Origin of the sequence: Chryseobacterium sp. OV279 (genome assembly GCF_900128945.1) — a bacterium.
Lineage (GTDB): Bacteria > Bacteroidota > Bacteroidia > Flavobacteriales > Weeksellaceae > Chryseobacterium.
The window spans coordinates 530,043-542,632 of sequence record NZ_FQUD01000001.1 but is presented as its reverse complement, the minus strand read 5'-3'; the positions used below and the strand labels follow the sequence as shown (position 1 = coordinate 542,632).

11 protein-coding genes are annotated in these 12,590 nt (G+C 37.3%); 8 read left to right on the top strand and 3 right to left on the bottom strand.

Annotated features, from left to right (window positions below; genetic code table 11):
* Positions 1–14 precede the first annotated feature (14 nt).
* The 5 genes from BUA72_RS02320 (at position 15) to fmt (ending at position 7,547) form a co-directional block, all read left to right on the top strand.
* Complete coding sequence (locus BUA72_RS02320; protein WP_072921668.1) at positions 15–1,124, top strand: outer membrane beta-barrel protein; 1,110 nt, start codon at positions 15–17, stop codon at positions 1,122–1,124.
* Positions 1,125–1,196: 72 nt separating this feature from the next.
* Positions 1,197–2,711: an OmpA family protein gene (locus tag BUA72_RS02315; protein WP_072922471.1), complete on the top strand. Its 1,515-nt coding sequence runs from the start codon at positions 1,197–1,199 to the stop codon at positions 2,709–2,711.
* A gap of 196 nt (positions 2,712–2,907) precedes the next feature.
* Positions 2,908–4,344, top strand: a complete 1,437-nt coding sequence (locus BUA72_RS02310; protein ID WP_047452069.1) for an OmpA family protein — start codon at positions 2,908–2,910, stop codon at positions 4,342–4,344.
* A 77-nt stretch (positions 4,345–4,421) separates the two neighbouring features.
* Positions 4,422–6,332 (top strand): RecQ family ATP-dependent DNA helicase, encoded by a 1,911-nt coding sequence (locus BUA72_RS02305; protein ID WP_072921667.1) that lies wholly within the window; start codon positions 4,422–4,424, stop codon positions 6,330–6,332.
* A 270-nt stretch (positions 6,333–6,602) separates the two neighbouring features.
* Positions 6,603–7,547, top strand: a complete 945-nt coding sequence (gene fmt, locus BUA72_RS02300; protein ID WP_047452074.1) for a methionyl-tRNA formyltransferase — start codon at positions 6,603–6,605, stop codon at positions 7,545–7,547.
* Positions 7,548–7,688: 141 nt separating this feature from the next.
* On the opposite strand, the gene BUA72_RS02295 is transcribed toward fmt, so the two are convergent.
* The 3 genes from BUA72_RS02295 to BUA72_RS02285 form a co-directional block, all read right to left on the bottom strand.
* Positions 7,689–8,270, bottom strand: coding sequence for a Crp/Fnr family transcriptional regulator (locus BUA72_RS02295; RefSeq protein WP_072921666.1), 582 nt, complete (start codon positions 8,268–8,270; stop codon positions 7,689–7,691).
* Positions 8,271–8,378: 108 nt separating this feature from the next.
* Positions 8,379–9,500 (bottom strand): 3,4-dihydroxy-2-butanone-4-phosphate synthase, encoded by a 1,122-nt coding sequence (gene ribB / locus BUA72_RS02290; protein ID WP_047452078.1) that lies wholly within the window; start codon positions 9,498–9,500, stop codon positions 8,379–8,381.
* A gap of 67 nt (positions 9,501–9,567) precedes the next feature.
* Entirely contained in the window at positions 9,568–10,572 is a 1,005-nt protein-coding gene (locus BUA72_RS02285) for an LLM class flavin-dependent oxidoreductase (RefSeq protein ID WP_072921665.1), read from the bottom strand.
* A 272-nt stretch (positions 10,573–10,844) separates the two neighbouring features.
* Between BUA72_RS02285 and BUA72_RS02280 the strand changes: the two genes are divergently transcribed.
* From BUA72_RS02280 to BUA72_RS02270, 3 genes are read left to right on the top strand one after another with little or no spacing between them, the layout of a single operon-like run.
* Positions 10,845–11,270, top strand: a complete 426-nt coding sequence (locus BUA72_RS02280) for a hypothetical protein (RefSeq protein WP_072921664.1) — start codon at positions 10,845–10,847, stop codon at positions 11,268–11,270.
* Between the two features lie 47 nt (positions 11,271–11,317).
* Positions 11,318–11,773 carry a hypothetical protein gene (locus BUA72_RS02275; protein WP_175548846.1) on the top strand — a complete coding sequence of 152 codons (456 nt, stop codon included), beginning with the start codon at positions 11,318–11,320 and terminating at the stop codon, positions 11,771–11,773.
* Positions 11,774–11,824: 51 nt separating this feature from the next.
* Complete coding sequence (locus tag BUA72_RS02270) at positions 11,825–12,523, top strand: endonuclease/exonuclease/phosphatase family protein (protein WP_072921662.1); 699 nt, start codon at positions 11,825–11,827, stop codon at positions 12,521–12,523.
* Positions 12,524–12,590 lie beyond the last annotated feature (67 nt).

Sequence of the window (12,590 nt, the reverse complement as noted above, 5' to 3'; positions counted from 1 at the left end):
AACATAAAACATATATGAAATTAGGTTTATTATTATTAGCCATACTGCCTATCGCAGCTTATGCCCAGGATAGTACTGCAGTAAACTCTTCAGGTGAGTATCCTAATACCTTCTCTTCAGGTTCCGCAAATGTACAACGCTTTGACAACAAAGCCAGACGTTTCAACGACTGGTCGATCTCCGTGGGTGGGGGTGCTGCTTTTATGGCGCATTCAGACCTTACCTCTTTTTATGACAAAAAGGTAAACTGGGGATATAATGCTTATGTAAGTATTGACAAGCAGATTACACATGTTTTCGGACTAAGCCTTATCTATCAGAGAGGAGAAACGAAACAAAAAGCAATGTTAGGAGGAGCAGCGGGAGCTGCAGCAGGTGTTGGAACAGCCACTACCAAATATAACCAGCTTGCTTTAATGGGAGATGTAAACTTTTCAAATTTATTGAGAAGAGTTGACAACCACTCCCCTTACAGATGGGCTTTCCATGGTTATGCAGGACTTGGATTTATGGGTTACGATACGTCTCTTCATGATGGTAATGAATTCAGATGGAGTGATTCCCCAAAAAGAGTTCCTTTGTTCATCAAACAGGATTTTGACATTAATTCCCTATTCTATCAGTTCGGTGTAGGATTGAAATACAATGTTTCAAAACTTATCGATATTGAAGCTAGAACGATGTATATCATAAGCGGTGATGATGAATTTGACGGAGGCGGATGGGCTGAGGCCAATGACTACGATCCTGCGACAGCTGGTTCAAAGTATAATATGATCTCAGATTCTAGATCTGACAATGCATGGACAGTGAACTTAGGGATTACTTTCAAACTGGGAAAAAATCCTTCACATTTAGCATGGCACGACCCGCTTCAGGAAGCATACTACAGAACAAGCGTTCTGGAAAATGCATCTCAGGATCTTGTAGTATGTGAAAAAGGTGATGCAGATAATGATGGTGTATGCGATGACTGGGACAGACAACTTGATACTCCTGCAGGCGCAAGAGTAGATGGTGCCGGTGTAGCTTTGGATATGGATCTTGACGGTGTTATAGATCTATATGACAAATGTGTAACCGTTCCGGGACCAGTTGAAAACAACGGATGCCCTACTAAATAATACAATGAAAAAAGCAGTTGAAAGACTGCTTTCTTCAGTTTTTGAAAAAAAATTTTAATACATAAATACATGATGAAATTAAATTTAGCTGTTGCTGCATTAGCACTAGCAATTCCCTTTGTTAGCTATGCACAGGACTCAACAGCAGTTTCTACAGGAGAATATCCAAATACTTTCTCCTCTGGCTCTGCCAATGTTTCCCCATTTACCAATCAATCAAAAAGATTTAACGACTGGTCCATTTCTGCAGGTGCAGGTGTACCGCTAATACAGTCAGCCGATCTTACGTCTATTAAGAATGGTAATGGTAAAAATCTTTTCGGCTACTCTGCTTATGTAAGTATTGACAAAGCAATCACGCATGCTTTCGGTTTAAAATTACAATATGACAGAGGTGAGACAAGACAGGGATGGTTCAATACTAAAGATGCTGCACCTGATGCAAAAGCCGTAGGAGCAAGAACTCAGTATGATGCGATCTCTTTATTGGGAGATATTAACTTCTCTAACTTATTAAGAAGAGTTGATAATCATTCTCCTTACAGATGGGCACTTCACGGTTATGCAGGTATTGGTACGATTGCTTACAAAGCATATCAGAAAGACATCAACGGACAAAGACTTGCCACTGAAGTTAAGCCTTTTAAACTTGGATCAATGTTCATGCAGGCTGGGGCCGGTTTAAAATACAAAATTAATAGAAGACTTGATCTTGAAGGAAGATTGATGTATGTAGTTACCGGTGATGATGAATTCGACGGAGGTGGTGACAAATACAGCACAATCAACAAACGTGAAGAGCAGGTATCTGACAACTTCTTCAATGCGACTCTTGGTATTTCTCTAAAACTGGGAAAACACGAATCCCACTTGATGTGGCACGATCCGCTTCAGGAAATCTATTACAAACTTGATGTTCTGGCTAATAAAAAACAGGATATTGAGGTATGTAAGAAAGGTGATAATGATAACGATGGAGTTTGTGACGATTGGGACAGACAGCTTGATACTCCTGCAGGGGCAAGAGTGGATGGTGCCGGTGTAGCTTTAGACATTGACCTTGATGGTGTAATCGATCTTAATGATAAGTGTGTAACGGTTCCCGGACCTGTAGAAAATAACGGATGTCCAATCGTAAAAAAGGTAGATAATAATCAGACTGCTGTTGAAATAGAACAAAATCTTAAGGATATATACTTCAATTTCAACAAGGCAACCATCAGACCGGAATCTAATGATAAATTAGATCTGGCTGCAAGAATCATTAAAGATAAAGGTGGTAATTATCTATTAACAGGACATACGGATATTAAAGGAAATGCTGTATACAACCTTAAATTATCAAGAGAAAGAGCAGCTGCCGTAGTAGCAGCTTTGGAAAACAGAGGTGTTAGCCAGAATGTACTGAAATCTAAAGGAGTAGGTTCAGCTGATGCTACATTTCCTGCAACTGCATCCGATGCTGAAAGATTAGCAGACAGAAAAGTAACGGTTCGTTTTGTAGAAAGCTCGGATTGGGATTCTATTAAAAAGAAAGATTACGAAGATGCCCCCGTAAAAAAACAGACTAAAAAGAAGAAAAAATAATCCTTCCATAATAACCGAAAAGAACATTTCTTTTCGGTTATTTTTTTTACTACGAAATATTTTACCTACCTTTATATTATTTTTCAGACATTTCGGTATGTAGTGAATTATACATATCAGAACTATTGAGAAGAGATCATAAGAATAAATTAATTAAGAAATAAAATCATTTAAATTAACTTAAAAAAATAACACTATGAAATTAAGTTTAGCAATTGTTGCATTAGCCATGGCAATTCCTGCCGTAAGCTTTGCGCAAGACTCAACGGCAGTTTCAAATGGAGAATATCCGAATACCTTTTCTTCCGGTTCTGCCAATGTTTCCCCGTTTACCAATCAGTCAAAAAGATTTAACGACTGGTCTATTTCAGCCGGTGCTGGTGTACCACTAATCCAGTCAGCTGACATGACTTCTATCAAGAATGGTAATGGTAAAAACCTTTTCGGATACTCTGCTTATGTAAGTATTGACAAAGCGATCACTCACGCTTTTGGTTTAAAACTACAGTATGACAGAGGTGAAACAAGACAGGGATTTTTCAACACTAAAGATGCTGCACCCGATGCAACTTCTATAGCTGGAAGAACTCAGTATGACGCAATCTCTTTATTGGGAGACATCAATTTCTCCAATCTTTTAAGAAGAGTTGACAACCACTCTCCTTACAGATGGGCACTTCACGGTTATGCAGGTATCGGTACGATTGCTTACAAAGCATATCAGAAAGATATTAACGGACAGAGACTGGCTACTGAAATCAAGCCATTCAAATTAGGATCTCTGTTTATGCAGGCTGGTGCCGGTTTAAAATATAAAATCAACAGAAGAATCGATCTTGAAGGAAGATTGATGTATGTAGTTACCGGTGATGATGAATTCGACGGAGGTGGTGACAAATACAGTACCATCAACAAACGTGAAGAGCAGGTATCTGATAACTTCTTTAATGCTACTTTAGGTATTTCATTGAAGTTAGGAAAACACGAGTCTCACTTAATGTGGCATGACCCGCTTCAGGAAATCTATTACAAACTTGATGTTTTGGCTAATAAAAACCAGGATATCGAAGTATGTAAAAAAGGAGATGCTGATAACGACGGAGTTTGTGACGATTGGGACAGACAACTTGATACTCCTGCAGGCGCAAGAGTGGATGGTGCCGGTGTAGCTCTTGACACTGACCTTGACGGTGTAATTGACCTTTACGACAAATGTGTAACTGTTCCTGGACCTGTTGAAAACAACGGATGTCCTACAACGCCTACAGGACCTGTAGTAGAAACAGAAACTAAACTTGAAGGAATTGAGTTTGATTTAAATTCTGACAGAATTTTACCTTCAAACACTCCAATCTTAAATAACGCAGTAAACTATATTAACTCTTCAACAGGTTCTTACAGTGTAATCGGTGCTACTGATACAAGAGGTACTGATGCTTACAACCAGAAACTTTCTGAAAGAAGAGCAAATAACGTTAAGAATTATTTGATCAAAAACGGAGTTCAGAATGGAAAAATCAACGCAGTAGGAAAAGGTGAAAAAGACCTTAAATATCCTGAGTGCGAACCAGCTACTAAATGCCCTGAATGGAAAAACAGAGCAAACAGAAGAGTATACTTCGAAGCTAAATAATAAACTTATCAGCTAATATATCAAAGCCGTGCCTTGCACGGCTTTTTTTGTTGTAATACTTTTATTACTTTTACCCTATGATTTCTCAGCAGGATTTCCAAAAATTAAAACTTGATACCCTAAAATATTTTTGGGGCTATGACAGTTTCAGAGATTCTCAGGAAGAAATCATCGACGCAGTCATTAATGAAAAAGACAGCCTTGTCCTGTTGCCTACCGGTGCCGGAAAATCGCTCTGTTACCAGCTTCCGGCTTTGCTGAAAGAAGGAACCTGCTTGGTGATTTCACCGCTTCTTGCCCTGATGAAAGATCAGGTAAGCCAACTGAAGCACCGTGGTATCGAAGCAGACTATCTATCTTCCGAACTGGATGAATACGATGCAGAAGCAGTCTATAACCGTTGTAAAGATGGCCTTACGAAACTTCTATACGTATCTCCGGAAAGACTTACTAACAATCAATTTCTACAGAATATTGAAGAAATCCAACTGTCATTTATTGCTGTAGATGAAGCGCACTGTATTTCAGAATGGGGCCAGGATTTCAGACCGAGCTATCAGAATATTAAAGAATTCAGAAAAAATAATCCAAAGATTCCATGTCTGGCTTTAACAGCTACAGCAACTCCGAAAGTTCTGGAAGAAATCAAAAATAAGCTGGAACTAAAAAAGCCGTTTGTTTTTCAGAAAAGTTTCAGGAGAGAGAATATCAGGATTTTCATAGATGAAGTTTCCGATAAATTCCAACGTGTTTTTGATATTTTAAAACATAATAATGACTCCGGAATTGTCTATGTAAGAACAAGAAAAGATGCAGAAATGCTGGCCGAATTTCTCAAAAAAAATCAGGTGAAAAATGTAGATTATTTTCACGCCGGTTTAACGACGAAAGAAAAAAATGCCAAACAGAACCTCTGGAATACCAGCGACAATCATGTTCTGATTTCCACCAATGCCTTTGGTATGGGAATAGACAAGGATAATGTCCGGTTTGTAATCCACTACTCTCCCGCTCCTTCATTAGAAAATTTTTATCAGGAAATTGGACGAGCAGGAAGAGACGGAAAAGACAGTTTTGCATTTCTTCTCTGGAACAAACAGGAACTTCTTAACTTTGATGAAATTTTGAAAAACCAGATTCCCAACAAAGCGGAATTTTTAAAAATCATCACCTACCTCTACTCTATTTTCCAGGTAGCAGAATACGAGTTGCCGGAAAAAGTTTTCCAGTTGAATATCCAGGGAATACAAAACTTTACAAGACTGTCAAGAGCTAAGATCAGTAATGTTCTCAATTTCCTGCACAATCAGGAGATCATTTATCATAACGACAACAAAAGCCTATCTTCACTGGAGCTTCTGTTCAATGCTGAAGACATAGACCAGCTGCCACAGAAAGATGCTTATTTCATAGAGCTTCTGCTCCGTACCGTGTCAGGAATCACGACGCATAAGGTAATGTTCAGCGAGCAGCAGGTCAGCAATAAGATCGGGGTAAGTCTGCCTTTGATCAAAGAACGTTTGAAAGAACTTCAGCAAAAAAATTATCTGGAATATGTAGACGGAGCTTTATCGAGCATCAAATTTCTAAAACCCCGTGATGAAAGAGCCATCAATGCAGCGTACTGGAAACTTTTTGAACACATCCAAAAGAATAAAATCCAAAAGTGGGAAGAGATCAAGTTCTTCATAGAAAACAATGATTATTGTAAAATGAAACTTATTCTCGCTTACTTTGGTGAAAAAAATACGAAGAACTGTGGCCAGTGTTCAGTCTGTGAAAAGAACAAGCAATCCATTTTCGGAAAAAATATTTCCCAGCAAATCATTAATCTATTGGCCAAAAAACCGTCAACAATCGAAGATTTGTCCGTCCAGCTTAACTATCACTCTAAAAACAACATCCTGGAAAACCTGATTTTCCTCTTAGATTCAGGAAAAGTAAAGATGCTGAACTTCAGAACGTATGCGTTGAATCATGAGGAATAAATAATGTGAATGGTGAATTTTGCTTCGCAGGTGAATGGTGAAATTTAGACAGCAGATGTCAGACATTAGATTTCAGACAAATTGTGGCAAACTAGAAGTTTAGATTAGCTTATGCTAATCAAGATCGAGATACAAGGTCCGCGTTTCGCGGTTTGAACCAGCAACTCGCAACCAGCAACTAAAAAACTCTAAAACTCTCCGACCCTAAAACACTCCAACTCTAATACCCTCCTACTCCAAAACTCTCCCAAAAACCCTTATCTTTGCACCATGAAATCATTGAAAGTCGTTTTTTTAGGAACCCCGGAGTTTGCAAAGACTTCTTTGGAGGCTATCCATCAGTCCAGTCATGAAGTGGTAGGTGTTGTAACTGTTGCCGACAAAGCCAGTGGCCGCGGACAGAAGATCAATCAGTCTCCGGTAAAAGTATATGCCGCCGAAAATAATATTCCTGTTTTCCAGCCTGAAAAATTGAGAAACCCTGAATTTTTGGAAGAACTGAGAAAACTGGATGCTGATGTTTTCATCGTGGTTGCTTTCAGAATGATGCCAAAGGTTCTTTTCGAAATGCCTAAAATGGGAACGTTCAATCTTCATGCTTCATTGCTTCCGGATTACAGAGGAGCAGCTCCTATCAATTATGCAGTGATCAACGGTGAAGAAAAAACCGGTGCCACTACGTTTTTCATCAATGAAAAAATAGACGAAGGGAATATTCTTCTTCAACAGGAACTGGAAATTATACCGGATGAAAATGCGGGAAGTCTTCACGACAGATTAATGGAGATGGGTTCATCACTGGTTGTAAAAACGCTTGACGGTTTAGCTGAAAATTCTATTACCGAAAGACCTCAACCTCATGTTGAACATCCTAAAAATGCGTATAAAATATTTAAGGAAGACACCAGAATCAACTGGAAAGCTCCATCAAAAATAGTTCATCAGTTCATCCTTGGAATGTCACCTTATCCGGCTGCCTTCACCACTATTAAAATCGGAGAAGAGGAAAAAGGATTAAAAATATTTGCCGGAAAATTCGAAATCATGGATCACGGAAAGCCTTCCGGAACTTTGGATATTTCTAAAAATGAGTTCAAAATCTATACGGAAGACGGTGCTTATTTCCCACAAGAACTTCAATTAGAAGGTAAAAAAAGAATGACAGTGAAGGATTTCCTGAATGGATTTAGAAATTTTGAGGAGATAAGTTTGTAAGAGTTTTGGAGTTGGAGAGTCGGGTGTTTTAGAGTTTTTTAGTTGCTGGTTCGAACTACGTATCTCGTTTCCCGAAACCTTTCATATCCATCATTTCACTTGCGAAGCAAAATTCACAATTGACCATTCACCTTAAAAGTCTTAGTTTCTACTTACAATTTTTCTCCGAATTCTACTGATAAACTCAGGCGTTACTCCTAAATAAGCAGCGATCTGGATATTGGTAAGCCGGTGGGCTGTTTTGGGATATTTATTCAAAAAGTCCTGATAACGTTCATCGGAAGGTTTGCTTAAATTATCAATAATTCTACGTTGTAGAGCAATAATGGACATTTGAAATTTAAGTCTCATCAGTTTCTCAATTTCAGGAATTTCAAGATAGAGTCTTTCTTTGTCTTCCTTTGAAATGAGAAGAATTTCGCTGTCTTCAATAGCCTGGATATTCAGCTGCGACGGAATCTGATTAATAAAACTGTCAATATCAGAAATCCACCAGTCTTCCACGGCAAAATACAGGATCTGATCATCTGCATTGCTGTCTGTACGGAAAACTTTAAAACAGCCACTCAATACAAATCCTTCGGCTTCACAGATATCGCCTTCTTTTAAAAGGAAATCTTTTTTCTTAATTTTCTGAATGGTAAAAGCACTGCAGTACTTTTCAAGCTTCTCGTCTGAAATTTCAATATACTCCCTGATGTGTTTCTTTAAAGACTCTGTCATGGTTTAAAAATAAAAAAAGGTTTAGAAAAATCCTAAACCTTTTTTTTGATTTTATTTCTATAAATAATCCGTAGCATTCATTCACTACAGACTATTCACAATTTATTTTTACAGCTGTACCAGCTCTGTCACCTCTACATCATATCCACCAACCTGTGGCTTGATATTAGGGTTCTGAGTGATCACTTTAAATTTATTGATTCCCAGATTTTTCAGAATTTGTGTTCCGATCCCGTAATCTCTGTAGTTATAAGCCAATGTAGGATGCTGCTCCTGCCCGTCCTGGTAATTCAGGAACTGCTGAAGCTTTCTCAGTGTATTTTCAGAATTTGAAACGTTATTGATGAAAATAACAGCTCCTTTTCCTGCTTCATTCACCATATTGGTTACTTTTTCCAATAATGGCTTTTCACCATTGTTCAGTCTTGTCAATACATCAAAATAAGAATCTGAAGACTGAACTCTTACCAAAACAGGTTCATCAACCGTCCATGCTCCTTTCGTCAGGGCAAAATGGATCTGGTCATTCGATGTTTCTCTGAAAGCAAAAAAATCAAACTCACCATAAGCGGTTTGTACTTTTCTTTCTTCCAGTCTTTCGATAAGGTTTCCTTTTTTAAGCTGATAATGAATCAGGTCTTCGATGGAAACAATCTTCATATCATGTTTCTGAGCGAAAGCGTGAAGTTCCGGCAAACGGGACATCGTACCATCGTCATTCATGATCTCACAGATCACACCACCTTCTTTTAAACCTGCCAACTGAGTCAGGTCAATGGCTGCTTCAGTATGTCCTGCTCTTTTTAAAACCCCTCCTTTTCTTGCACGAAGCGGGAAAATGTGTCCAGGTCTCATGAAATCCGTCGGCTTGGATTTTTCATCCATCAAAGCTAAAATGGTTTTGGCTCTGTCTCCGGCAGAAATACCTGTGGAAGTTCCGTTTCCAAGAAGGTCAACAGATACGGTAAAAGCGGTTTCCTTAGGATCACTGCTTCTGCTTACCATCACTTCAAGACCTAGCTCGTCACATCTTTTTTCAGGAAGCGGCATACATATAAGTCCTCTTCCGTGAAGTGCCATAAAATTGATAATTTCCGGCGTTGTCAATTCTGCAGCGCAAAGAAAATCTCCTTCGTTTTCTCTGTCTTCATCATCTACTACTATGATTATTTTACCATTTTTAAGGTCTTCAATAGCCTCTGGAATAGTATTTAATTTAATATCAGACATGTTTACTTTTTATTTGTGCAAAGATACTTATAAAAATGAGCATCTGCCAATTAATATGGAGGGTTTGTTAGGCTTTGGATAAAGAGTTTGCTGCCTCTCTGAAAATCTCATAAGATCTCAGTCTTTTCTGATGATCGTAGATATGTGAGTTGATAATTAATTCATCCACATTGAATTTTTCCTGAAAATCTTTCAGTTGATCTTCAATTTCTGCCTGATTTCCGATCAACGTATATTTCAGTTTCTGAAGCACCATGGATTTTTCCATCGGCGACCAAAGATCATCCATATCATCTACTGGCGGAGCAAAAGGTTTACGGTCATTTCTGATGATGTTGATAAATGCCTGGAACAATGTTGTAGACATTTTGTGTGCCTCTTCAGAAGTTTCTGCCGCTACTCCATTGATACATGCCATCAGATAAGGTTGAGCCAATTGTTCGGAAGGCTGAAAATGTTCTCTGTAAATTTTAAAAGCCATTTCCATCTGCTCCGGAGCGAAATGTCCTGCAAAAGCATACGGAAGCCCAAGTTCCGCAGCGAGCCACGCACTGTCTGTACTGGATCCCAGAATGTAAAGCGGAATGTCCAGCCCTTCACCAGGAATGGCACGTACTAAAGCATCAGCATTGTCCTTCGAAAAATATGTCTGCAGTTCTAAGATCTGTCTCGGAAACTGCTTGTTGATAATCGCAGGATTTCTTCCTAACGCCTGAGCGGTAAGTCCGTCTGTTCCGGGAGCTCTTCCCAGACCAAGATCTATTCTTCCAGGGAAAAGAGATTCCAGGGTTCCAAACTGTTCAGCGATGATCAGGGAACTGTGGTTCGGAAGCATAATTCCTCCGGATCCGACTCTTATTGTTTTTGTTCCGTTGGCGATAAAACCGATCAGAACGGTGGTGGCTGAACTGGCAATACTTTCCATATTGTGGTGCTCGGCCAGCCAGAATCTTTTATAATGTAATTGTTCAGTATGGTTTGCTAAAGATAAACTGTCCTGAAACGTATCGTGAATGCTTTTTCCCTGCTTTACGGGAGCAAGATCAAGCACCGATATTTCAAAATTTTTCATATCAGATATTTATTTTTTTTAAAAGCGATATGGAATCACCCTCGGTGATTTCATAATTTTAAATTTTAGGTTTAAAACCAAACAAATTTAAACCAATAAAACTGCATTAGTTACTTTTTGTAATTGATAGGATTGATGGTGCAGTTCATGAAAAAACTATTATAAATGATTCTTCATTCTCATTCTTTTCATTATGTGGCTCAATGAACATTTCTTTATTTCTTATATTTGATTGTTGAGATCATTTGTAAATCCGTCTCAAAACTTTATTTATGGACATTTTCAAGTCAATTTTGAATAGCTTTAAAAAGGTAATTCCTGTTAATATAAAAGTTGCCCGTCAAATAAAAATGAGTGGTTTATACGAAGAGCTTATCTTATTGAGTCAGGATAAAACTGAGTTTGATTTTATAGGAATTACATCAAACAGTTATGATTGTCTTTATTTTAAAAAAGAGGGTAACAATTATAATATAGAATTTGAAGCGGTAGAAAAAACTCAAATTCCGTATTTTGAAAAGATTAAAAGTTTTGCGATAAGAAATAATTACACTTTTGTGGAGGAAGCTAATGACGGTATGCCTTATTTAATGATCAAAACAAATACGGATATTGAGCAAACAATACAGCTCGCAAGACATATTCAGAATGAGCTATTTGGAAATAATGAAAATACAGTGTATGATATTGTTCCGTAAATTATTTACAGTTAAAATTATAAATACTCCCCAATTAATATTAAATCATGAAATCTAAAATAATGTATCTAGAAAACAAATCCACAGGTCATCACGGGTCTGCCTGGATTGGTTTTGTAGAATTTTCAAAGTCCGGTCAAACGGTATATTTCAATAATAAAGCTTTGAAGAAACTTAAAATCCCCGGAATCAGTGGGAATTATTTTGATATCGAAACAGGAGAAGAATATTGGATCTCAGGTGTTAAAAAGAATGGACAGGACCGCCATAAATTGGGCAGCGGAAAAGTAATACTCGATAAAAATTCTATTGAAGAATATTTAAAGCTTGTAGATTTTAATACCATTGACGAAAATCATTTTATCATAATGGAACTTTCCAAAACTGATAAAAGTCGATTTAATGAAATCGAAAATATGGAAACATTGTCTAGAGATGAAAACCGTAGTGCTACATTTTACGATAATAACCGTAGGAAGCTAACGCTAGATATTACACTTTAAAATAAAATCTTTCAGATGCTTTATGTTGAGATTTTATATTTTTGATTGATCATGAAAATTGCAGTTTTTAATATTGATTGGGCAAGAAAAAAAGATTCATTGGAAATTGAAACATTTATCAATACCCTGAATTTCGACTTTCTCATTTTAACCGAAGCTGTACAGCTTCATCTTGACAATTTCAAATACACCTATTCATGTTCTCCAATTCCTGAAAATATAATCTATGAAAATCTGAATTATACGGAATACTTAAAGGGCAAACAGGCATTCAGAACAATATTGTATTCAAAATTGCCCTATTCAAAAAAATATCCGGTAACTGATGATAAAACCAATCTGGCTCTGGAATTCGAAACTGAATATGGAAATATCGTATTCTACTGCACAATTATCGGAACCTGGTTCAACAGAAAACCTTTTGTCGAAAATGAATTAAAAAATACAGTTCAGGACTGTACTGCTATTCATTCGATTAATAAAAACATTATCATCGTTGGGGATTTAAATACTTCTTTCAGACAGGAGGAAATGCGACTTTCAATTAACTCATCGACAACTGAAGCATTAAAAAAATTGATTGAGGATTTAGATTTAATAAATGTAACCGGAGAAATCACTCAAAATATTGACCATATCATCATTCCTAAAACGTTGAAAAAAAATATTTTGGAAGCTAAAACTTTCGTTGATAAGAACATTCTAAGTGATCACAAAGGAGTATATATTTCTTTGGTTTCAGATATTTAACCTTGTGTAGGTTAACCATTTTAACATTTAACTCCATTAAAAATATGGTCAATATTGAAAAGTTTCA